Here is a 22,584-nt window from a genome sequence, read left to right as displayed (position 1 = left end):
TTTCTTTCGCCGTAAGACTATGCAGGACATTGTCGCCAGTTGATATCTAGGGCATATGCTGAATTTTCAATTTACAGCGGCAACGCCCGTTTGTCTTGAGAAGGTATGCGCGCCGCGACGTGAGTACGCGGCGTCAATGGGAAGGGTCGATAGATGATTGGCGCCAAAAGAACCGTCAAAACGATGATTGCCGGCGCGGCTTTCGCAATACTGGCAGCGTTTGCCTCACCGCAGACGGGAGCAGTTTTTGCAGCAAGCGAAGTCAGGGTGGTCGTCAACGGCACGGCAATAACCAGTGGTGATGTCGCCAAGCGCCAGGCATTCCTCAAGCTGCAGCATCAGAATGCTGATGCGAAGGCGGCCGAAGAACAGCTGGTCGACCAAACACTGAAGCAGCAGGAAATCGCGCGCGTGCGCATGTCGGTTTCCAAGGACGACGTCGAAGCGTCGTTCGCGCGGTTTGCGAGCGGCAACAAGCTGACGACCGATCAGATGACGCAGATTCTCGAACGTGCCGGCGTCGGTGTCGCTCATTTCAAGGCTTTCATTGCCGTGCAGATGAGCTGGCCGCGCCTCGTCAATGCGCGCTACGGCTCGAGCGCACGTATGTCGAATTCCGACCTCGTTGCCCGCATGATGGAGAACAAGCAGAAGCCGGAAACCACGGAATATATTCTGCAGCAGATGATCTTCGTCGTCCCCGCCAGCAAGAAGGGCATCGTCGGCAAGCGCAAGAGCGAAGCCGAGGCGTCGCGGTCGAAGTATCCGGGTTGCGAGCAGGCAAAGGTGTTTGCCGCAACGATGCGCGACGTATCGGTACGCGACCTCGGCCGCGTTATGGCACCCGAACTTCCGGCAGAGTGGAAGCCGCTTGTCGAGCAGGCCAAGGGCAACACGACGGCGACGCGCGTGACCGACAGGGGTGTGGAATACATCGCCATCTGCAGCCAGCGTCAGGTGTCCGACGATCAGGCAGCGGAAATGGTGTTCCGCCAGGAAGACCTCGACAAGGCGAAGGCAGGGAAGAACGCGCCTCCGGAAAACCCGAATGCCCAGAAATATCTCGAAGAGCTGCGCAAGAAGGCGCAGATCATGCGCCCCTGAGCAAGATGGCGATTCCGTTCTCGCGTCCGCTCGCGCTGAGCCAGGGCGATCCGGCCGGTATCGGCCCCGACATCACATTGCTGGCTTGGATGCGGCGCAGGGAGCTCGGGCTCCCTCCGTTCGTGTTCGTTGGCGACCCTGATGTGCTGGCGTTGCGTGCCAAAGTGCTCGGGCTGACGGTTGCCATTCGCGAGAGCGATTGTGCCAACGCCAATAACGTCTTTGCCGATGCCATCCCCGTGCTTCCCATCGCTGCAGGCATCGAGGTTGTGGCCGGCGAGCCCCACGTCGCAACAGCAAAGGCCACGATCGCTGCGATCGAAACAGCCGTCTCGCTGACGATGTCAGGTGAGGCGCTCGGCGTCGTCACCAATCCAATCGCCAAGTCGGTGCTTTACGAGTCCGGCTTCCCGTTCCCGGGACACACCGAATTTCTGGCCGATCTCGCCAAACGAGCGACGGGACAAACGGCCATGCCGGTGATGATGCTCGCCGGTCCAAGGCTCCGCACCATTCCGGTCACAATCCATATTCCCCTCAAGGACGTGCCTCAGGCGCTGACGGCGGAACTTATCGTCGAGACCTGCCGGATCGCTGATGCCGACCTTAGGCGTCGCTTCGGGATCGAGCAGCCGCGGCTCGCAATAGCCGGTCTCAATCCGCACGCCGGAGAAGACGGCACGATCGGCAAAGAGGATGAAGCGGTCATCAAGCCGGCCATCCAGTTCCTTAGGTCCGAAAGCATCAATGCGATCGGGCCGCTGCCCGCCGACACCATGTTTCACGACGAGGCTCGGGCCCGTTACGACGTCGCAATCTGCATGTACCACGACCAGGCACTGATACCGGCCAAGGCGCTTGGCTTCGACGAATCTGTCAACGTCACCCTTGGATTGCCCTTCGTGCGCACCTCGCCCGATCATGGTACCGCCTTCGGCATTGCCGGTAAGGGACTTGCACGCGAAGGCAGCCTCGTTGCAGCCCTGAAGCTCGCCGGTCACCTTGGACGCACTGCGGAAGGGCGCCTTTGATGGCTGCCCTGGATGGGCTGCCGCCCCTTCGCGATGTCATTCAACGTCATGGCCTTGATGCACGGAAGGCGCTCGGCCAGAATTTTCTGCTCGATCTCAACCTGACGCAAAAGGTTGCGCGAACGGCCGGCTCGCTGGAAGGCGTCACGGTTTTCGAAGTCGGCCCGGGCCCGGGCGGCCTGACGCGCGCCATTCTGGCGCTCGGCGCAAAGAAAGTGATCGCCGTCGAGCGCGATTCTCGCTGCCTACCGGCCCTCGCCGAAATTGCTGACCACTATCCGGGCAGGCTTGAGGTCATTGAAGGCGACGCGTTGAAGACGGACTTCGAAGCTCTGGCACCAGAAGGTCCGGTGAAGATCATCGCTAACCTGCCCTACAATGTGGGCACGCAGCTGCTGGTCAATTGGATCCTGCCGAAACAATGGCCTCCCTTCTGGGAATCGCTGACGCTGATGTTCCAGAAGGAAGTCGGCGAGCGCATCGTCGCGACCGAAGAGGACGATCACTATGGACGTCTCGGCGTGCTTTGCGGATGGCGCACGAACGCGCATATGGCGTTCGATGTATCGCCGCAGGCCTTCACGCCGCCACCGAAAGTGACGTCGACGGTCGTTCATCTGACCCCGAACGAGAACCCGATCCCCTGCTCTGTCGCTGATCTGGAAAAGGTCACCCACGCAGCCTTCGGCCAGCGTCGCAAGATGCTGCGGCAGAGCCTCAAGCCCCTCGGCGGCGAGGCCCTGCTCAACAAGGTGGGCATTGACCCGCAACGGCGGGCCGAGACGCTGTCGGTCGCCGAGTTCTGCCTGCTTGCCAACAGCCTTTAAAGAGCCGGCCTTTCCTCAAGCAACTTTGTGACGAAATCAAACATGCCGTGGCGCCGGTCGCGGCGCAGCCGTTCGGAACGAACGATCGATTGCACCGCCTCGAAAGCAGAGTTCAAATCGTCATTGATAATGACGTAGTCGTACTCCCGCCAATGCCCGATCTCCGAGCGCGAATTGGCGAGACGCGTCGCGATGACCTCCTCCGTGTCCTCGGCCCGGCGATGCAGGCGGGACTGAAGCTCCGTCATCGTCGGCGGCAGAACGAAGATGGACACGACATCGGCTGACATCTTGTCCTGAAGCTGCTGTGCACCCTGCCAATCAATATCGAACAGCATGTCGCGGCCGTCTGCCATCGCCTGCTCGACGGGCTCCCGCGGAGTGCCATAGAAATTGCCGTGCACCTCGGCCCACTCCAGCAATTCGTCGGCATCGCGCAGCCGTTCGAATTCGCGGACCGACTTAAAATGGTAGTGGATGCCCTCAATCTCGCTTGGCCGGCGCTGGCGTGTGGTCACACTGACGGACAAACCGATCTGCTTGTCCGTTTCCAGCAGGGTGCGAGCGATCGTCGACTTCCCGGCGCCCGATGGCGACGAGATGACAAGCATGAGACCGCGGCGGGCTATCGGGATGGGCGCGGTTTTCGCCGGCTTCATTGGTCTACTCCAGATTCTGGACCTGCTCGCGGAACTGGTCGATAGCGACTTTCAGCTCGATGCCGGCGGCCGTGACCGCAGCGACGTTCGACTTCGAGCAGATGGTATTCGATTCGCGGTTAAATTCCTGTGCAAGGAAATCGAGCTTCCGCCCGGCGGGACCGCCCTTGCTGAGCAGGTCGCGGGCGGCAACCACATGCGCCTTCAGGCGGTCGATCTCTTCGCGAAGATCCGCCCTGGTGGCCAACAACGCGGCTTCCGCATGCAGCCTGTCGCGATCCAGCTTTCCCGAACCGTCCATCAGCAAGGCGACTTGCGCAGCCAGTCGGCCAGCAATCTCTTGCGGAGAGCGGGAGGGGTCACGCTCGATGGTCTGCGTCAATCCTTCGATCGTGGCGATATGGTCCAGAAGTACACGCGACAATGCGGCACCCTCCAGTTCGCGCATGTGACGCAAGTCTGCAAGGGCCGTGATCAGGCCTTCGACAATGTCGGAATCGCGCGCTGCGATCGCTTCATCGCCGTCTTCGCTCTCACGGAATTCGATGATGCCGCGGATGGCGAGCAACGTATCCAACTGCAATGGCGCGGGATCGATGATGCCGCCAAGCTGGTCACGCAAGGCGAGCACGGCGGAGAGCGCTTCCTGATTGAGGACGGTTTCAATGCGGCTCTCGCCGGCGGAGACGGAAAGCGACGCCTGCATATTGCCGCGGCTGAAGCGCTCGCCGGCAAGGCGGCGAACATCATTTTCCATGCGCTCCAGCCCCGGCGGGAGGCGCAAGCGCAGATCCAGGCCCTTGCCGTTGACCGACCGCAGTTCCCACGCCCAGCGCCAGCGGCCACTCGTGCCCTCACGCCGCGCAAAACCGGTCATGGACTGCAAAGCCATGCAAACCTCCGAAAATCAGTTGGTTTTCTTTTTCTTCTGGGCAGCCGGCGCGGCAGGCGCATCCGACTGCGTCTGGCTTTCAGGCTGTCCGTCAACGACAATATTGGGGTCGGCACCCTTGGCCGCTTCCAGCTGACGCCAGCGTTTGACGTTGGCATTGTGTTCCTCGAGCGTGGCTGCGAAGACATGCCCGCCGGAACCATCGGCAACGAAATAAAGATCCTGCGTCTTCCAGGGATTGGCGACAGCCTCCAGCGCGTCTCGGCCCGGATTGGCGATCGGCGTCGGGGGAAGGCCCTTGACCACATACGTGTTGTAGGGCGTTTCCTTCTTGAGGTCTGATTGATAGATCGGGCGATCCGCCGGCTTTCCATCGCCGCCGAACAGCCCGTAAATGATCGTCGGATCGGACTGCAGGCGCATCCCCTTGTCCAGCCGGTTGAGAAAGACGGAAGCCACATGGGCGCGCTCGTCCGGAACGCCGGTTTCCTTTTCGACGATCGAAGCAAGGATGATCAGTTCGTCCTTTGACTTGAGCTGCAGCGACGGGTCGCGCTTATCCCAAACCTGGTCGACAAGCTTCTGCTGTGCCGCAGCCATCTGCTCGATGATCTCGGCCCGCTTCGTGCCGCGCGAGAACTTGTAGGTATCCGGACGCAGGCTTCCTTCGGCAGGCACGACGGTCGGCAGGTCACCTTCCAGCACGCTATCCTCGTTCAGACGATTGAACATCTGGCGAACTGTGAGGCCTTCCGGAAACGCGACGGAATAAAGGATCGACTTTCCGGATTTCAGCAGTTCCATGATGTCGTTCATGGAAGCATGCGCCTTGATTTCGTACTCGCCCGCCTTGAGGCTCTCGCCGTCATCAAGATGCGTCGTGGTGAGATAACGGAAGATACGCGCGTCCGACACGATGTTGTTGCGTTCGAGGCTTGCGGCAATCTCAGCAACGCCGGCGCCGCTTCGCACGATGAAATTCGTATTTGTCTCCAGCGGACCGGGATTCTGGTAGGCAGAGATCGCGTAATAGAAAAGGAAGACGGCGGCCGCGCAGCCGAGCACGACAAGCGTCATCAGGAAGTTCAGGAAAATGATAACCTGGCTGCGCGCCTTCTTCGAGCGCTTCGGCGGTTCGGGCACTCGTTCCGGCCGAAGCGCCTCGCTCGGCGACTTGGGAATAATCGGCCCGCTTTGCGTCTGCTGGCTTTCCTCGCCGATCGTCCCGTTGCTGTGGTTCGTATCGCTCACCGGCAATCCTCTAAACTTGGCCTTAAGTCCCGCTTCTTGCTAAGCAATGCGGCAAAATGCAGGTAGGGCCACGCCGCGCGTGGTGCAGCCCCACTGTCAGGACGTCGACGCCTGCACTCAAGCGACGTAGCGGCGCAGCACCAATGATGCATTCGTACCGCCGAATCCGAAGGAATTCGACAGCGCGACGTTGATTTCCCGCTGGCGCGCCTTGTGCGGAACGAGATCAATTGCGGTCTCGCGCTCAGGATTGTCGAGATTGAGCGTCGGAGGCGCAACGTTATCGCGGATGGCAAGCGTTGCAAAGATCGCCTCGATCGCACCGGCCGCACCGAGCAGGTGGCCCGTCGCAGACTTCGTCGACGACATCGAGATCTTGGAGGCCGCATTGCCGACCAGGCGCTCGACGGCACCGAGTTCGATCGTATCGGCCATCGTCGATGTGCCATGCGCGTTGATGTAGTCGATATCCGCGGGCGTCAAGCCGGCGCGCTTCAACGCCATCGTCATGCAACGCTGCGCGCCTTCCCCGTCCTCTGACGGGGCGGTGATGTGATAGGCGTCACCGGAAAGACCATAGCCCACGACCTCGGCATAGATCTTGGCGCCACGCGCCTGGGCGTGTTCCAGTTCCTCGAGAACGACGATGCCGGCGCCCTCACCCATGACGAAGCCGTCGCGGTCCTTATCGTATGGACGCGATGCCTTGGTCGGATTGTCGTTATGCTGGGTGGACAGCGCCTTGCAGGCGGCGAAGCCGGCCAGTGAGATGCGGCTGACGGGGGACTCCGTGCCGCCCGCGACCATGACGTCGGCATCGCCGAATGCGATGAGACGGGCAGCGTCGCCGATCGCGTGCGCGCCGGTCGAGCATGCCGTGACCACCGAGTGGTTCGGCCCACGCAGCTTGTGACGGATCGATACCTGGCCGGATACGAGGTTGATCAGACGGCCGGGAATGAAGAATGGAGAAATACGGCGCGGGCCCTTGTCGCGCAGCGTATAGCCGGCTTCGACAATGCCTTCGATGCCGCCAATGCCGGAACCTATCAGCACGCCCGTCGAGACCTGCTCTTCGTCCGTCTGGGGATGCCAGTTCGCATCGTTCAGCGCCATGTCGGCGGCTGCCACGCCGTAGATGATGAAGGGATCGACCTTGCGCTGTTCCTTGGGCTCCATCCAGTCGTCGACATTGAAGGTGCCGTCGCTGCCGTCACCAACCGGAATGCGGCAGGCGATCTTTGCGGGGAGGTCGTCGATTTCGAATTCAGTGACCAGGCGGGCGCCGTTCTGACCCGCAAGCAAGCGGGACCACGTCACTTCCGTTCCGCATCCCAAGGGCGATACCATACCGGTACCTGTTATAACGACCCGTCTCATCGACTGCATTCCCCCGCCTTTTATGTTCTTGGAGAACCATGCCAGAAAATAAAAAGGGCGGACTCCGGGTCCGCCCTTTCTCAAATGCTCAGGATTAAGCCTGAGCCTTTTCGATAAACTTTACGGCATCGCCGACCGTCAGGATCGAGTCAGCAGCGTCATCTGGAATCTCAACGCCGAATTCTTCTTCGAACGCCATGACCAGTTCGACGGTATCGAGCGAGTCTGCGCCCAGATCGTCGATAAAGCTGGCGCTTTCGACAACCTTGTCGGCATCGACGCCAAGATGATCAATAACAATTTTCTTTACGCGTTCTGCGATATCGCTCATGTCGGTTTCCTCGACCTTATGTCCTGATCAGAATGCCTTGTGACATCCCTACCCTGTTTCAGCCTGCGGCGCCCCTTGAAGCCACCTCGGCAAACTCTTTGAACCCGGCTACCAGAAATGTCCCAGGCTTGCACAAAAGCCCGCCGGTCCGTCTGCTTTCTCGGGAGACTGTTCACAGTCATGGCCCGCTTAACACGGTTTAAGTCTGCCGCAAAGCCAGAAAATCAACCCCATCGGGTTGGTCAACACGCTATTGCGGGGAAAATCTGCCCGGAAGGCAGTTTCCCGTTTCAGATCATGGCCATGCCGCCGTTTACGTGCAGCGTCTGGCCAGTCATATATGCAGCTTCCGACGAGGCGAGATAGGCGACGGCGGAGGCAACTTCGGCGCCCGTGCCCATGCGCTTCATCGGGATCGCCCCCATGATCGCTTCCTTCTGCTTGTCGTTCAGCTTGCCGGTCATGGCGGACTCGATGAAGCCCGGCGCCACGCAGTTGACAGTGACGTTGCGGGTTGCAATCTCCTGAGCCAGCGACTTGGTGAAGCCGATCATGCCTGCCTTGGAGGCGCAGTAGTTCGCCTGACCGGCGTTGCCGGTAACGCCGACGACCGAGGTGATGTTGATGATGCGGCCATAACGGCGCCGCATCATCGGATGCGTCAGCTCGCGCGTCAGGCGGAACATCGCCGTCAGGTTCACTTCGATGACGTTATCCCAGTCTTCGTCGCTCATACGAACAAACAGGCCGTCCTTGGTGATGCCGGCATTGTTGACGAGGATGTCGACGCCTTCGAGATCGGCCTCGGCTCTGACTCCGAGTGCTTTGACTTCGTCACGGTCTGCAAGGTTCGCCGGAAAGATCTTGACGCGATCGCCGAGGTCATTCGCCAGCGCCTCGAGCTTCTCGACGCGCGTTCCGTGCAGGCCGACGATGGCGCCCTGCTTGTGAAGAATGCGGGCGATTTCCTCGCCAATACCGCCGGATGCGCCGGTAACGAGAGCCTTGCGGCCGGAAAGATCGAGCATGGAAGTGTTCCTTGTAATCGTTAAATCAATCAGGCCATCAGAGCGGCAACGGCCGCATCGATATCGGCAGGCGTATTGACGGCAATGCCGTTCACGGTCTTGTCGATGCGGCGTGCGAGGCCGGTCAGGACCTTGCCGGAGCCAATCTCATAAAGCGTCGTCGCGCCATTGGCCGCGAACCATTCAACCGTCTCGCGCCAGCGGACCTGGCCCGTGACTTGCTCGACGAGCAGCCTGGCAATCTCGTCGGCGTCGGTCACCGGCGCGGCACGCACGTTGGCGATCAAGGGCACGACCGGGTTCGACTTCTTCACGCCCGCCAGCGCTTCGCGCATTGCTTCAGCAGCGGGCGCCATCAGCGAAGAATGGAAAGGAGCGGAGACCGGGAGCAGGATTGCGCGCTTCGCACCCATTTCGCTGGCAATCGCGGCGCCCTTCTCGACGGCTGCCTTTTCGCCCGAAATGACGATCTGGCCGCCGCCATTGTCGTTGGCGACCTGGCAGGAGCCGATGGCAGAGGCTTCTTCGCAGAGGGCGACGACATCGGCATGTTCGAGGCCAATGATGGCAGCCATCGCGCCGACGCCAACCGGTACGGCAGCCTGCATGGCATTGCCGCGAATGCGCAGCAGGCGCGCAGTATCCGCAAGCGAGAAGGTACCGGCGGCGCAAAGCGCGGAGTATTCGCCGAGCGAATGGCCGGCGACGTAGGAGACATTCGCCTTCACATCGACACCCTTGGCTTCCAGGACGCGAATGACGGCCATCGAGACCGCCATCAGCGCCGGCTGTGCATTGGCGGTCAGCGTCAGCGTGTCTTCCGGACCGTTGAACATGGTCTCGGAGAGCTTCTCGCCCAGAGCTTCGTCGACTTCTTGGAAGACGGCGCGTGCTTCGGCGAAATTCTCGGCAAGATCCTTGCCCATGCCGACAGCCTGGCTGCCCTGCCCCGGAAATGTGAAAGCGATGGTCATCCGACGTCCCTTTTATATGGGCCTTTGAGTGTTTCGCCTCCAATTGACATTCTTTGTCAGAGAGTCAAGTGCCGGACGCCCGCGTTCCAAGGCTTTTGCGGCGGCGAGAAAGCCCGGCTTTGCCTCTTGCGCTTGCACAATTCCGGTCTAGATTTGCGCCGTCCTTCCAGACCTTTTCTTTTCCGGATCACCTTCAAGGCTCTCAAATGAAATACAAGAAACTTGGCCGCACGGATATTTCCGTGTCCGAAATCTGCCTCGGCACCATGACCTGGGGCACGCAAAACACGGAGGTCGAGGCGCATGGGCAGATGGACTATTCCGTCGAGAAAGGCATCAACTTCTTCGACACGGCCGAGCTTTATCCAACCACGCCGGTTTCCGCGGAGACGCAGGGGCTGACGGAAGAGTATATCGGCGGCTGGTTCCAGAAGACCGGCAAGCGCAAGGATATCGTACTCGCCACCAAGGTCGCGGGTCCCGGCCGCTCCTATATTCGTGACGGCGACGGCGCCGACGCCAACAACATTCGCTTGGCGATCGAGGCGAGCCTGAAGCGGCTGAAGACTGACTACATCGACCTCTACCAAATCCACTGGCCAAGCCGAGGGCATTTCCATTTCCGCCAGGCTTGGCACTACGATCCCTTCAAGCAGGACCGCGCGAAGGCGCTCGCCAATGTCATCGAAATCCTCGAGACAATGGGCGAACTGGTGAAGGAGGGCAAGGTGCGCGCCTTCGGTCTCTCCAACGAGACGACATGGGGCACGCAAAAATATCTAACGCTTTCCGAACAGCTCGATCTGCCGCGCGTCGCGACGATCCAGAACGAGTACAATCTGCTCTACCGCCATTACGATCTCGATCTGGCTGAGTTGTCGCATCATGAGGACGTCGGTCTGCTCGCCTACTCGCCCCTCGCCGGCGGTATCCTCAGCGGCAAATATGTCGACGGCGCCAAGCCGGACGGCTCGCGCGGATCGATCAACGGCGACATCGGCGGCCGCTTGCAGCCCTTGCAGGAAGCGCCGACGAAGGCCTATCTCGATATCGCTGCACGGCACGGGCTCGACCCTTGTACGATGGCGCTCGCATTCTGCCTGAGCCGCCGCTTCATGGCATCCGTGATCATCGGCGCGACGACGATGAAGCAGCTCGATACGGACATAAGTTCGGTCAGCCTCAAGCTGTCACACGAGGTTCTGGCTGAAATCGAGCAAGTTCACCGCCAGTACCCGATGCCGATCTAGGGCAGTCAGACGACGCACAACGATCTGGCCTTCCCTGGCCAGATCGTCGCTACGCATGGAAGCCGTGCGGCTTTCGCCGGCACTTACAACGACAAGTTTCGGTGATTTCGCCCAGGCATCAATTTCTGCTTCTCCGATTTGCGCGTTTCAGCTAGGTTTATAAGGCGCTGGCAGCGCCGCAGGAGCGCACATACCGTGGAACGGAAGCTCGCAGTCATCCTTGCCGGCGACGTTGCCGGCTACAGCCGCCTCGTTGCAGCCAACGAGGAAGATGCACTTGCGACGCTGAGCATCTACACCGCTACGATCAGCGATTTCGTACGAGAGCACGGAGGACGGGTCTTCGGCAGCGCCGGAGACAGCGTCGTTGCGGAATTCCCAAGCGCCGTACAAGGCGTTCGCGCTGCGGTCGCGATCCAGCGCGCGCTTCATCGACGCAACGCCGACCTGCCGCCGGACCGGCGGATGGAATTCCGTCTCGGGCTCAATCTCGGCGATGTCGTCGTCTCCGGGGAGAACCTGCTTGGCGACGGAGTGAACGTCGCAGCCCGTCTGCAGGAGGTAGCGCAGCCGTCCGGAATCTGCATTTCCGGCGGGTTGCGCGAGCAGATCGAGGGAAAGCTGGACTTTCCCCTCGTGCCGATGGGCGACCGCACGCTGAAGAACATTCCTCGCCCGGTGCCAGTGCATCGGGTCCATTGGGGTCGGGAAGACCCGGTGGAAACGGGCGCGCTCGGTGGACCGCTCAGACTTCCGGACAAGCCCTCAATCGCCGTGCTGCCTTTCGTCAACATGTCTGACGACCCGGAACAGGAGTTCTTTGCCGATGGCCTCACCGAGGACATCATCACGGCGCTCTCGCTCTACCGCTGGTTTTTCGTCATCGCCCAGAACTCATCGTTCGCCTACAAGGGGCGCGCCGTCGACGTGAAGCAGATCGGGCGTGATCTCGGCGTCCGCTACCTCGTCGAGGGAAGTGTCCGCAGGTCCGGGACGCGCGTCCGTGTCACCGGGCAGCTGATCGAGGCCGAAAGCGGCGTTCACCTGTGGGCGCAGCGCTACGACAGGGAAATATCCGATATCTTCGCCATTCAGGACGAACTGACGCAGAATGTCGTCGGCGCAATCGAGCCGGAAATCCTCATTGGTGAAAGCCGGCGTGCCCTGATAAGGACAACGGACAATCTGGACGCTTATGAGAGCCATATGCGCGGCACCTGGCTCCATAACGCGCAGGATACGGTCGAGCATTTCATCGAGGCCATTGCCTGGCACCGCCGCGCGATCGAGCTCGATCCCGATTTTGCACGCGCCCATATGATGCTTGCCCGCTCACTCTACGCCCGATGCTTCCATGGTTTCAGCGACGACGTGGACAGGGATAGCACAGAGCTGCGAATAGAGGCGGAGCGCGCCGTCACGCTCGACCCGCGTGACCCCTATTCGCACTACGCGATGTGCCTTGCGCATTTCGTAGCCCATAACGCGCCGGCGGCGATTGAGGCCGCCCAGCAGGCGATCGACCTCAATCCCAATTTCGCCCTCGCGCATATGGGTCTCGGCTGGGCGCGGATATTCAACGGTCACTTTGCCGAAGCTCTGGACCCCCTTTATATGGCCACAAGGCTAAGCCCACACGATCCGCTGGCCTATCTCATTCTCGACCGTATTGCGCTATCGCACTATCACTTGGGCAACTACGAAGAGGCCGTGCATTACTCCGAGCGAGGTCTTTCGCTCCGCCGCGCCTATTTCAATCGCGTTGTACTTCTTGCCAGCCTGGGGCAGCTCGGACGCCAGGAGGAAGCGCAGAGGCTGATCCCGGAAATCCTGGCAAACGTGCCAGCCGATCTCGAGCATTACTGGAAGATCCTGACACCTTATGTCGCCCCCAGCCATTACGACCATTTTGTCGACGGCCTGCGCAAGGCGGGGCTTCCGTCGTTGAGCTCGCAGCGACAACATTGCTGACTGTCACTTGCGTTTCCGCCAAAAATCCGTATAAGCCGCCCTGTTCGCAAACCCGGTCTTCTGGCTGGTGGCTGAACGGAGGGCCGGTTTTCGCAAGAGAATCGTCGGAACGGAAGCGTTCCAGCCTCCCGTGTCTCCGCTCTCGACCGTCTCGGAACGCTTTTCTTGCTTGGTGCTTGCCGCCTCTCAGGAGCAGTCGTTGAGGCTTAGCCGCCGAATATCGGGTTGAACCAACGCAAGAAAGGCAAAGCTGTCATGGCTCTTTATGAACATGTATTCCTTGCCCGACAGGATATTTCCGCTCAGCAGGTCGATGCCCTCGTAGAACAGTACAAGGGTGTGATCGAAGCTAACGGCGGCAAGGTCGGGCGCATCGAGAACTGGGGCCTCAAGTCCCTCACCTACCGCATCAAGAAGAACCGCAAGGCTCACTACGCCCTGATGGACATCGATGCACCGGCAGCTGCCGTCCAGGAAATGGAACGCCAGATGCGCATCAGCGAAGATGTCCTGCGCTATATGACGATCGCTGTTGAAAAGCACGAAGAAGGCCCGTCTGCCATGATGCAGAAGCGCGACCGCGACGACCGCGGCCCGCGTGATGGCGCCCGTGGCCCGCGTGAGGGCGGCTTCGGCGACCGTGGTCCTCGCCCGCCGCGTGAAGGTGGCTTCGGTGACCGTGAAGATCGTCCGCGCCGTCCGCGCGAAGACCGTGCATAAGGAGATCTAAGAATGTCTGAAGCTTCCTCCGCTCCGGTCCGTCGCCCGTTCCATCGTCGTCGCAAGACTTGCCCGTTCTCCGGCGCAAACGCTCCGCGCATCGACTACAAGGACGTCCGTCTCCTGCAGCGCTACATTTCCGAGCGCGGCAAGATCGTTCCTTCCCGTATCACGGCTGTTTCGCAAAAGAAGCAGCGCGAACTCGCTCAGGCGATCAAGCGCGCTCGTTTCCTCGGCCTGCTGCCGTATGTCGTCGCTTAATTAGCTGACGAGGCCAAATCGAGGGAAGGCAGCGATGCCTTCCCTTCTCCCTTTCGCGATGGGCGCGGATCGGAACTCTTAAAACCCATGTTGAGGCCTTTCTGAAACCGATTCAGGAAAGTCCCTCTAACTGCTCGATGAAGCAGGACAGCGACCGTGAAGCAACTGAACGCAAAAACGCTAGGCATCGGCGCGCTCGCCGGATTGACCGCCGCACTTCTGGTGCTTGGCGCCAGCATGCAGCCGTCGTTCAGTGCCGTTCTCTATGCTGCGTCCGCACTTCCCATTCTTCTTGTCGGCCTCGGCTGGGGCAACATGGCGGCCATCTCCGCCGTCGTCACTGCGGCGACAGTTGGCGCGATCGCCATCTCGCCGTCCTTCGCGCTGATGATGACGCTGGTCACGCTGCTGCCGGCTGGCTGGCTCAGCCACCTTGCAAACCTTGCCCGCCCGGCCTCCGAACTCGGCGGTCCCGATCATCTGATGGCCTGGTATCCGCTTTCGGACATTCTGCTGCACCTCTGCGGCCTGGTGACGATCGCCGTCATCGTCGTCGGCCTGATGATCGGTTATGGCCCAGATCTCATCGATCGGCTCGTGGACGTGATGTTCGGCTCGCTTGCACAGCAGCAGCCCGAGTTTTCGCCCGATCCGGCGGTAACGGCGCAGACCAAATCCCTCGTTCTGCTCATGCTGCCCGCCATTCAGGGCGGCATGTGGGTCGTGATGCTGTTTGCCGCCTATTACATCGCGACCCGGATCGTCAGCGCATCCGGCCGCGGCCTGCGTCCACGCGAGGATATCCCCTCGGCGCTGCGCATGAACCGCAATTCGATCTTCGTTTTTCTCGTCGGTCTTGCCGCCACCTTCTTCGGTGGCATGCCGGCGATGATCGGAGCAACCGTCGTCGGCACCTTCGGCGCCGGCTTCCTGCTTTCCGGCTTCGCCGCGCTGCACTTTCGCACGCGCGGCAGGGATTGGCGCCTGCCGGCGCTCATCCTCTGCTACCTGGCATCGCTCATCCTGATGGTGCCAGCCTTTTTCATCCTCGTGGTGGGCTTGAGCGATACCCGCAAGGCCATCGCACTGACCCCGCACAAGGATGTCGATGCCCCCAAACAAACAGACACGAAAATCTAGAGACACGAAAGGAACACGAACATGGAAGTCATTCTTCTTGAACGCATCTCCAGGCTCGGCCAGATGGGCGAAACCGTAAAGGTTCGCGACGGCTTCGCTCGCAACTACCTCCTGCCGCTCGGCAAGGCGCTTCGTGCCAACGAAGCCAACAAGAAGCGTTTCGAATCCGAGCGTTCAACGCTCGAAGCTCGTAACCTCGAGCGCAAGTCGGAAGCACAAAAGGTTGCCGACGCTCTCGACGGCAAGTCGTTCATCGTCGTCCGCTCGGCTGGCGAAACCGGCCAGATGTACGGCTCGGTCGCTGCTCGCGACGTCGTTGAAATTCTCGCTGCAGAAGGCTTCAACATCGGCCGCAACCAGGTTCACCTGAACACCCCGATAAAGTCGATCGGCCTGCACAAGGTTGAGCTGCAGCTCCATGCTGAAGTCGAAATCCACGTCGAGCTCAACGTTGCTCGTTCGGCTGAAGAAGCTGGCCGTCAGTCCAAGGGTGAAACCCTCACCTCCGTTGACGCCATCTACGGCGTTGACGAAGACGCTCTTCGTCCGGAAGACTTCTTCGATCCGGAAGCTGACCTTGAAGGCGAGGAAGCTTAATTTTCCGAGAGATCTTCTCTGGAGATGTAAGAAAGCCCGGCCCGTGCCGGGCTTTCTGCTTATTTGGCGGCTGTGTTCTGCTGCGGCGGCGCGTTCTTGTCGACGTCGACGACGACCGAGAGCCCAGGGCCCAGATCCTTTACCGCCGGCTGGTCGGCATCGAAGCCTATGCGCACACCGACACGCTGCGCGATCTTCACGAAATTGCCTGTCGCATTGTCCGCCTTGATGACCGCGAATTCCGACCCGGCGGCGGGCGAGAAGCGCTCGATGAACCCCTTCAGGCGCCGCTTGCCAAGCGCATCGACCGTGATGGTCACCGGCTGCCCGACCTGCATGCCATAGAGCTGTGTCTCCTTGAAATTCGCGACGACCCAAACATCCTCCGGCACAACAGCCATGAGCTGTGTTCCCGCCGTCACATACTGCCCGACGCGTACGCCGACCTCGCCGAGATGACCGTCGCGCGGCGCGACGATCTTGGTGTTCTGCAGGTCTATTTCCGCAAGGTGCACCGCGGCTTCCGCGCTTGAGACATTGGCTTCCAGCAGCGAGCGATTGACGATGATCGTTGCAAGGTTTTGCTCGGAAACTTCCAGCGCGGCCTTTGCCTGGTTCAGCGCAGCCTTGGCCTGGTCAAGTGTCGCCTGCGCGGCTTCTGTCTCACTCTGCGATGCAATGCCGCGGTTGCTGAGATTGTTGACGCGATCCCAGGCCTGCTGCGCACGCGTCAGCGATGCGTTCGCGCTATCGATCTGCGCCTGGCTGGAGGCGATGCTCGCCTTTGCCGAGAGTTCCGACTGGCGCGAATTCTCCAGCGACGCCTTCTGCCCGTCGAGCGCCGCACGCGCCTGGGCAAGCTTCTGGGCGTAGATGCGGTCGTCGATCTGGGCAAGCGTCTCGCCCTGTTTGACCTGCTGATAGTCCTTCACGGGAACATCGACGACATAGCCGCTCACCTGCGGGCTCATGATCGTGACATAGCCGCGAACATAGGCATTGTCGGTCGTCTCTACTGACGTGACGAACGGCGGCAGGCGCCATGCATAGAGAACGAGGAGGACGCCGGCGATGCCGGCGAACACTGCGATGATGGTCGAGGGGGACCGAAGCAACTTCAACATGTTGGAACCCTGAGATCACGATTGAGCGGGGGTTGCATCGGGCTGGCTTGTCCTGGGCCAGGCCAGCCGGCGCCACGCTTGATGGAGAAGAATGACGATCAGGCCAAAGACAGAGGCGTAGCCGATGACGAGGAAGGTGTCGTTGTATGCGAGAATATAGGCCTCGCGGCTGACCTGCTGGGCGAGCAGCACCAGACCTTCAGCGTTGAGCAGCATCTTGTCGCCAAGCACCTTGCCGTATGCGGCGCTCAGCTGTGAGATGCGCTGCGCCACGATCGGATCCTGCAGCAGGATGTGCTCGACGAGCACGTTCGAGTGGAACTTCTCCCGGATTGTCACGAACGTTCCGAGCATCGCCGAGGCGAACAGCGAGCCAATGCTCTGAGTGAAGACGAAGATCACAAGGAAGTTGACGATATACGGCACGCCGCGGGAGATCGCCGCCTTGAAACCGTTCGCCATGACCGGCGGCAGGAACATCGCTGCACCGGCGGCGACCATCGCTTGGCTCAGATACATCTGAGGCGGTCTGGTCAGGCTCGTCGACTGGCTGTCCAGAAAGGCGCCGCCTGCGATGAGAGCGAGCGCAAGCACGTGGGCGGTCTCAACGTAACGCGTCGTCATCAGAAAGGCACAGAAAAGCCCGCCAGCCAGGGAAGCAAGGAGGATGATCACATAGAGCGTTTCGGTCTGGTCGTTCAACAACCCCAACTGCTGGTAGAAGCTGGCTGCGGAGGATGATTGCTCGGAAGACACGAAACGGAAGAGCAGCAGGACGCCCGCCATGCGCATATTTGCGCCCGAAAACAGCCAGCGGAAATCGATCAGGGGACTGCTGCGCGGCAATTCGATCACGAGCATCAAAGCGATGGAGCCGACCGATATGGCCAACAGAACGCCGATCCAGGGCGCCTCGAACCACCAATAAAGTCGGCCGAGCGTCAGCACGACAGCCAGACAGCCGAAGCCGACAGCGAGCAATAGATAGCTCAGAATGTCATGCAGCTGGATGACGTTGGCCCGAGGCGGCGCCGTGAGCGGCAGCAAATAGATGATCGGAAAAACGATCAGCGCGAGCCCCATCTCGAACATGTAGAGCGCCTCGTACCCGCCGAACTGAAGCAGCGATGGCGAGACGATGCGCGCGACGGGCGACGCAAACAGCGTGCACATCAGCGCGAGGCTAATCCCGAGCGAGAGCTTTTTTTCCTGAGGGAAAGGCTCCAGCATGTATAGAAAGCCGAGCGTCGAGAGCGGCGCGGCGGCCATGCCGCTCAGGGTGCGCACGACGATCGCGGAATGCAGGTCCGTGACAAGGAGATTGAGCACCGCCGCAACGACGAAACATATAATGCCGAGTTCAGCGAAACGGCGAAGACCGTATTGGGTACGGATCTTGAAGAGTGCAATCGACATGCTGGCATAAGGTGCCATATAGGCCGCCGAGAGCCAGGAGACTTCAGTCGTGGTCGCGGAAAACGAGCCCTGCAGCTGATAGATGTTGGCGGTCAGCAGGTTCATGCCGAGGCCCTGCGTCAGAAAAAGCAGGACCGACGCCGCCATGTAGAGCGGCATTTTCCAGACCGGCATCGGCACGCCCGCCGCTGGTGGCGGCGACGGCGTCTGTTGCGTGTCCGGCTTCGCCTCTTCGGCGGGCCGTGGCGCCACATTGTCGTTGGCGGTCTCGGCGAGGCTCATCGGCAGGACCTCAAATTCCGCGAATGCCCTGCAGGTTGGCTTGCATGGCCCGTATCACTTCCAAAGTAGTCTTCAGATCATTTTCGGGAATACCGGCGATGACCTGGGCGCGCACTTTCACGGCGATGTCATCAATCTCGCCGGCCACGACCTTGCCGGTCTCGGTGATATAGATCTCCTTGGCGCGACGATCGGAGCCGGCCACACGCCGCTGGACGAAACCTTGCCCTTCCATTGCATCTAGAATTCTGACGAGCGTTGGCGTCTCCAGCTCCAGCCGTTCGGCAAGTTCACGCTGGTTGATTCCGTCCTTCTTATTAAGCGTGAAGAAGACACGGGCGCGCGGCAACGTCATGTTGCGCTCCCGCACGATCTTGTCGAAGACGGCTCTGAGCTTGCGATTGAAAGCGGCAAGATCTTCGACAAGCTCACGCCCGAGAACGGGATTTCCCATATATTTCAGTCCTATTTTGTTAGCATGCTAATTATATCTTTACTACCTATATTGTTTTCCGATCTTTTTCAAGAGCCGACAGCCTCTGTTTGGATGCAAGTCTCCCCCGACAGGCTTAAGCTACCACGCAAGACACAATGGAAGTGAGTCGTTTCTGGCCGTGTTCTGCAGGTGACACTTTCGGTATTTTTGCACTGACCGCAAGTACGGCTGTGGAGAAGTCGAACAACGGGCAAAGGCCTTGTGTATCGACGACGGCACGGAAGCCTTCTCGCTTCCGCGCTTGATTTTGTCGCTTGCGCGCGCCACACCCGAAGCTGAAGAAGACAGAACGGATCAAGATGAACGACGTCGCTCGAAAGATTGCCGCCGTTGCTCCAGCGGAGCAGCACTATCGGGAAGCCCCCAACAATATCGAAGCCGAACAGGCGCTTCTCGGCGCGATCCTGATGAACAACGACGCCTACTACCGGGTGTCGGACTTCCTGAAACCGATCCATCTTTACGAACCGCTGCACCGCAAGATCTTCGAAGTCGCGGGCGACATCATCCGTATGGGCAAGATCGCCAATCCGGTGACGATCAAGACCTTCCTCAAGGCTGAGGAAAAGGTCGGCGACATGACCGTCTCCGAATACCTCGCTCGGCTCGCCCGCGAAGCCGTGACCATCATCAACGCCGAAGACTACGGTCGCGCGATCTATGATCTGGCGCTGCGCCGCGCACTCATCACAATCGGTGAAGACGTCGTCAACATCGCCTACGATGCACCGTTGGACATGCCGCCGCAGACACAGATCGAGGACACTGAGCGCCGTCTGTTCGAACTCGCCGAAAACGGTCGCTACGACGGCGGATTCCAGGCGTTCAACGACGCGGTCGCGCTGGCGATCGACATGGCGGCCGTGGCCAAGGAACGCGACGGCGGCCTTTCCGGCATTTCGACCGGCATCCACTCGCTCGACTCGAAGATGGGCGGCCTGCAGCGCTCCGACTTGATCGTACTTGCCGGACGTCCGGGCATGGGCAAGACCTCGCTTGCAACCAACATCGCCTACAACATTGCCGCCGCCTATGAGGGCGAAGTGCAGGCGGACGGCAGCATGAAGGCGAAGAACGGCGGCGTCGTCGGCTTCTACTCGCTCGAAATGTCGTCCGAACAGCTCGCCACGCGTATCATCTCCGAGCAGACGGAAGTCTCGTCCTCGAAGATCCGCCGCGGCGACATCAACGATGCCGACTTCGAAAAGCTCGTCGCCTGCTCGATGATGATGCAGAAGGTGCCGCTCTATATCGACCAGACAGGTGGTATCTCGATCGCCCAGCTTTCCGCTCGCGCCCGCCGACTGAAGCGCCAGCGCGGCCTCGATTGCCTGGTGGTGGACTATATTCAGCTGATGACCGGCTCGGGCAAGTCGGGCGAAAACCGCGTGCAGGAAATCACCCAGATCACCACCGGGCTGAAGGCGCTCGGCAAGGAACTGAACGTTCCGATCATCGCGCTTTCCCAGCTGTCGCGTCAGGTGGAAAGCCGCGACGACAAGCGCCCACAGCTCTCCGACCTTCGTGAATCGGGCTCGATCGAGCAGGACGCCGACGTGGTGCTGTTCGTGTTCCGCGAGGAATATTACGTCAAGAACAGTGAACCGCGCGACATCGCCGATCCGAAGTACCCGGAATGGGAAGCCCTGTTCGACAAGGTAAAGGGCACCGCCGATGTCATCATCGCCAAGCAGCGCCACGGACCGACCGGCACGGTCAAGCTCGCCTTCCAGTCGGAATTCACGCGCTTCGCGGATCTCGCCGATCCCTCCTTCATCCAATACGAAGAACACTGACGAGATCACTTTCTCGTCAGTGTGCCATTCGAGCTACAGGCCGGCAGCTCGCAGGACGGCGACGGTTGCCACGCCGACGGCAACACTTGCAAGCATCGGCAGGCGGCGCGCTGCGAGCGCCGTCACGAGGCAGGCAGCCGTTTCGGCCCAGCCTGTCGCAAAGGCGGTGGGCGCGATCACCGCCATGAGGACCGCCGGCGGGATAGCCTCGATGGCCGTTCGGGTCTGCTTGGTCATCTCGACATGGCGAATGAGAAGCAGGCCGCTCATGCGTGTCAGCACCGTTGCAGCTGCCATGGCGAGGATCGCAAGAAGCGTGTGTATCTCCAGGGTCATGCCGTGACCGCCTTCGCCTTGCCCGTCCACAGCGCCGCGGCAAGTCCGGCGAGCGCACCGGCGGCGATGTACCAGACGCCAGGCACGAACTGGTGAACCAGAACGGCCGCCAGAGCGCTCGCAGCCAGCACCGATCCCGTCTCGCGCCCCTTCCAGAATCCCACCGCCAGCACGACGAAAACCGCCGGAAAGGCGAAGTCGAGCCCGAGGGCAGCCGGATCGCCGAGGAAGGCGCCGAGCGAGGCGCCAATCAGCGTGGCGCCGACCCAAGCCACATAGAACGGCATGGCGATGCCGGCGAACCACGATGGCGTCAGCCGCGCAACGCCTGCTCGGAATTCGGCGATCGCCCATATCTCATCGGCCAGAAACAGCATGGCCGCATATTTCCGCACGCCCCAGAATGATTGCATCTTCGTGCCGAGGGACGCGCTCATCAGGACGTGGCGGATATTGACGAGCAGCGCGGCAAAGCCGACTCCCGCAAAGCTTGCCGGGTGCGTCCAGATATCCATGGCAACGAACTGCGAGCCACCGGCAAAGACCAGTGCACTCATCAGGGTCGCCTCAAGAGGAGACAGACCTTTCGTGGCCGACACTGCGCCGAAGACGAGACCGATCGGAATGACGGCGACGACGAGAGGCAGGATTGCTCTCGCTCCGGCAAGAAAATCGCCGATCGGTCGCCTTTGAGTAGGCATTGGCTCCTCCAGAACTGCTAAAGTTCGGAGGGTGTTAAGCCGCCGCACGACGACCGTCTTGAACGAAAGTGATCACCCCGCGCGGTACTGTCCCGGCGTGACGCCGGTACGCGCCTTGAAGTGGCGGGTGAAGTGCGCCTGGTCGGCGAAGCCACACTGGATCGCCACGTCGGCAGGCGCCTGCCCTGCCCGCAATAGCTTGCGCGCCTCGCGCACCCGCTTGTCGGTCAGAAAGGCGTGCGGGGTGATGTGATACTCGCGCCGGAACGCCCGGATGAGATGCGCGCGGCTCAAGGCCGCGACTTTTGCCAATTCATCAAGCCCGATGTCGCTGTCGAAATTATCGGTCAGATAATCGCGAGCGCGGCCGACCGCGCTACGCTCCTTCGTATCCACCGGCACGACGATCGTGCTGCCGTAACGCTGGAAGATCGCCGCGAGCACGCGAAACATCGCCTCCTCCGATTCCAGTGCTCCGGCACCGCTCTCCAGGACGCGATGAGCGGAATGGAAGGCAGCCGCCATCTCCGGATCGTTGAGAAGCTCCTTGGGGAAGGACGGCGTGCCGTTGAAAGCCCTGCCGGTCACGTCTTCGAGGATATCGACGAAGAGTTTGGCATCGGGATAGATCATTCGATAGCGATACCCCTCGCCGCCCGGAACGCCGTCATGCACGACGCCTGGGTCGATGAGATAGAGATCGCCTGCGCCGGTCTCCTCCCGCACGCCCTTCATCGTTGCGATCTGCGTGCCGCTTTCGATCGCGCCAATCGAGAAGGTGTCGTGGGCATGAGGCGCATACTCATGCGTCAGGAAGCTTGCGCTCAGGCATTCCATGTTGCGGAATCGCCGGTCACGCCAGAAGCGCGCCCGTTCGATGCCTGCAAGCGGCATCGCGTCAGCCGCCTCTTTTTGCGATACGTTCTCCATCGAAGCAAACTACTTCAGGCGCGCCCCTGCGTCTTGAACAAAAGTGATCGCACGATCGATATCTCCTTGGCTTGCTTTCACTTTGCC

General features: G+C 60.7%; 23 protein-coding genes. 10 read left to right on the top strand and 13 right to left on the bottom strand.

Annotated elements, in window-relative coordinates; translation table 11 throughout:
• Positions 1–153 precede the first annotated feature (153 nt).
• From ACSQ9D_RS04620 to rsmA, 3 genes are read left to right on the top strand one after another with little or no spacing between them, the layout of a single operon-like run.
• Positions 154–1,104: a peptidylprolyl isomerase gene (locus ACSQ9D_RS04620; protein ID WP_436281335.1), complete on the top strand. Its 951-nt coding sequence runs from the start codon at positions 154–156 to the stop codon at positions 1,102–1,104.
• 5 nt (positions 1,105–1,109) lie between these two features.
• On the top strand, positions 1,110–2,135 hold the full coding sequence (gene pdxA, locus ACSQ9D_RS04615; RefSeq protein WP_436281334.1) for a 4-hydroxythreonine-4-phosphate dehydrogenase PdxA: 1,026 nt from the start codon (positions 1,110–1,112) through the stop codon (positions 2,133–2,135).
• Positions 2,135–2,962: a 16S rRNA (adenine(1518)-N(6)/adenine(1519)-N(6))-dimethyltransferase RsmA gene (gene rsmA / locus ACSQ9D_RS04610; protein WP_436281333.1), complete on the top strand. Its 828-nt coding sequence runs from the start codon at positions 2,135–2,137 to the stop codon at positions 2,960–2,962. The genes pdxA and rsmA overlap by 1 nt, the downstream gene beginning before the upstream one ends.
• Here rsmA and gmk read toward each other — a convergent pair.
• From gmk to fabD, 7 genes are all read right to left on the bottom strand, one after another.
• Positions 2,959–3,621, bottom strand: a complete 663-nt coding sequence (gene gmk, locus ACSQ9D_RS04605; RefSeq protein ID WP_436281332.1) for a guanylate kinase — start codon at positions 3,619–3,621, stop codon at positions 2,959–2,961. The two genes, rsmA and gmk, sit on opposite strands and share 4 nt — an antisense overlap.
• Positions 3,622–3,625: 4 nt before the next feature.
• Complete coding sequence (locus tag ACSQ9D_RS04600) at positions 3,626–4,513, bottom strand: YicC/YloC family endoribonuclease (RefSeq protein ID WP_436281331.1); 888 nt, start codon at positions 4,511–4,513, stop codon at positions 3,626–3,628.
• A 15-nt stretch (positions 4,514–4,528) separates the two neighbouring features.
• Positions 4,529–5,764 carry an endolytic transglycosylase MltG gene (gene mltG / locus ACSQ9D_RS04595; RefSeq protein WP_037117316.1) on the bottom strand — a complete coding sequence of 412 codons (1,236 nt, stop codon included), beginning with the start codon at positions 5,762–5,764 and terminating at the stop codon, positions 4,529–4,531.
• 117 nt (positions 5,765–5,881) lie between these two features.
• Positions 5,882–7,144 (bottom strand): beta-ketoacyl-ACP synthase II, encoded by a 1,263-nt coding sequence (gene fabF / locus ACSQ9D_RS04590; protein ID WP_436281330.1) that lies wholly within the window; start codon positions 7,142–7,144, stop codon positions 5,882–5,884.
• A gap of 94 nt (positions 7,145–7,238) precedes the next feature.
• Positions 7,239–7,475, bottom strand: coding sequence for an acyl carrier protein (locus ACSQ9D_RS04585; RefSeq protein ID WP_003547058.1), 237 nt, complete (start codon positions 7,473–7,475; stop codon positions 7,239–7,241).
• Between the two features lie 290 nt (positions 7,476–7,765).
• Positions 7,766–8,503, bottom strand: coding sequence for a 3-oxoacyl-[acyl-carrier-protein] reductase (fabG, locus tag ACSQ9D_RS04580; RefSeq protein WP_436281329.1), 738 nt, complete (start codon positions 8,501–8,503; stop codon positions 7,766–7,768).
• A gap of 29 nt (positions 8,504–8,532) precedes the next feature.
• Positions 8,533–9,477: an ACP S-malonyltransferase gene (gene fabD / locus ACSQ9D_RS04575; protein ID WP_436281328.1), complete on the bottom strand. Its 945-nt coding sequence runs from the start codon at positions 9,475–9,477 to the stop codon at positions 8,533–8,535.
• A 206-nt stretch (positions 9,478–9,683) separates the two neighbouring features.
• Here fabD and ACSQ9D_RS04570 point away from each other — a divergent pair, with 206 nt between their 5' ends.
• The 6 genes from ACSQ9D_RS04570 (at position 9,684) to rplI (ending at position 15,416) form a co-directional block, all read left to right on the top strand.
• Positions 9,684–10,727 carry an aldo/keto reductase gene (locus ACSQ9D_RS04570; protein ID WP_436281327.1) on the top strand — a complete coding sequence of 348 codons (1,044 nt, stop codon included), beginning with the start codon at positions 9,684–9,686 and terminating at the stop codon, positions 10,725–10,727.
• A 195-nt stretch (positions 10,728–10,922) separates the two neighbouring features.
• Positions 10,923–12,698, top strand: coding sequence for an adenylate/guanylate cyclase domain-containing protein (locus ACSQ9D_RS04565; RefSeq protein WP_436281326.1), 1,776 nt, complete (start codon positions 10,923–10,925; stop codon positions 12,696–12,698).
• Positions 12,699–12,953: 255 nt separating this feature from the next.
• Positions 12,954–13,418 carry a 30S ribosomal protein S6 gene (gene rpsF, locus ACSQ9D_RS04560; RefSeq protein ID WP_024316467.1) on the top strand — a complete coding sequence of 155 codons (465 nt, stop codon included), beginning with the start codon at positions 12,954–12,956 and terminating at the stop codon, positions 13,416–13,418.
• Between the two features lie 12 nt (positions 13,419–13,430).
• Entirely contained in the window at positions 13,431–13,679 is a 249-nt protein-coding gene (rpsR, locus tag ACSQ9D_RS04555; RefSeq protein WP_004680498.1) for a 30S ribosomal protein S18, read from the top strand.
• Between the two features lie 156 nt (positions 13,680–13,835).
• Positions 13,836–14,819 (top strand): membrane protein, encoded by a 984-nt coding sequence (locus tag ACSQ9D_RS04550; protein ID WP_047520252.1) that lies wholly within the window; start codon positions 13,836–13,838, stop codon positions 14,817–14,819.
• Between the two features lie 21 nt (positions 14,820–14,840).
• Complete coding sequence (gene rplI / locus ACSQ9D_RS04545) at positions 14,841–15,416, top strand: 50S ribosomal protein L9 (RefSeq protein ID WP_436281325.1); 576 nt, start codon at positions 14,841–14,843, stop codon at positions 15,414–15,416.
• Positions 15,417–15,475: 59 nt separating this feature from the next.
• Here rplI and ACSQ9D_RS04540 read toward each other — a convergent pair whose 3' ends face one another.
• The 3 genes from ACSQ9D_RS04540 to ACSQ9D_RS04530 are packed head-to-tail and all read right to left on the bottom strand — an operon-like array spanning position 15,476 to position 18,692.
• The gene (locus tag ACSQ9D_RS04540; protein WP_436281324.1) at positions 15,476–16,540 is read right to left on the bottom strand and encodes an HlyD family secretion protein; all 1,065 of its coding nucleotides are present in this window, start codon (positions 16,538–16,540) and stop codon (positions 15,476–15,478) included.
• A 15-nt stretch (positions 16,541–16,555) separates the two neighbouring features.
• A complete protein-coding gene (locus ACSQ9D_RS04535; protein WP_436281323.1) occupies positions 16,556–18,238 on the bottom strand; it encodes an MFS transporter in 1,683 nt (560 codons plus the stop codon).
• Between the two features lie 10 nt (positions 18,239–18,248).
• Positions 18,249–18,692: a MarR family winged helix-turn-helix transcriptional regulator gene (locus ACSQ9D_RS04530; RefSeq protein ID WP_037117027.1), complete on the bottom strand. Its 444-nt coding sequence runs from the start codon at positions 18,690–18,692 to the stop codon at positions 18,249–18,251.
• A gap of 341 nt (positions 18,693–19,033) precedes the next feature.
• Between ACSQ9D_RS04530 and ACSQ9D_RS04525 the strand changes: the two genes are divergently transcribed.
• Entirely contained in the window at positions 19,034–20,530 is a 1,497-nt protein-coding gene (locus tag ACSQ9D_RS04525) for a replicative DNA helicase (protein WP_024316461.1), read from the top strand.
• A 33-nt stretch (positions 20,531–20,563) separates the two neighbouring features.
• Here ACSQ9D_RS04525 and ACSQ9D_RS04520 read toward each other — a convergent pair whose 3' ends face one another.
• The 3 genes from ACSQ9D_RS04520 to ACSQ9D_RS04510 all read right to left on the bottom strand — a co-directional run bounded on the left by ACSQ9D_RS04520 (position 20,564) and on the right by ACSQ9D_RS04510 (position 22,461).
• Complete coding sequence (locus ACSQ9D_RS04520) at positions 20,564–20,866, bottom strand: AzlD family protein (protein ID WP_436281322.1); 303 nt, start codon at positions 20,864–20,866, stop codon at positions 20,564–20,566.
• On the bottom strand, positions 20,863–21,567 hold the full coding sequence (locus ACSQ9D_RS04515) for an AzlC family ABC transporter permease (protein ID WP_436281321.1): 705 nt from the start codon (positions 21,565–21,567) through the stop codon (positions 20,863–20,865). Before ACSQ9D_RS04515 ends, ACSQ9D_RS04520 begins: the two co-directional genes overlap by 4 nt.
• A gap of 72 nt (positions 21,568–21,639) precedes the next feature.
• Complete coding sequence (locus ACSQ9D_RS04510) at positions 21,640–22,461, bottom strand: AraC family transcriptional regulator (protein ID WP_037117320.1); 822 nt, start codon at positions 22,459–22,461, stop codon at positions 21,640–21,642.
• Positions 22,462–22,584 lie beyond the last annotated feature (123 nt).

The organism is Rhizobium sp. LjRoot258, assembly GCF_964254185.1.
Classification (GTDB): domain Bacteria; phylum Pseudomonadota; class Alphaproteobacteria; order Rhizobiales; family Rhizobiaceae; genus Rhizobium.
Note: the sequence above shows the minus strand (reverse complement) of the source record. Positions and strands in the feature narration are given on the sequence as shown.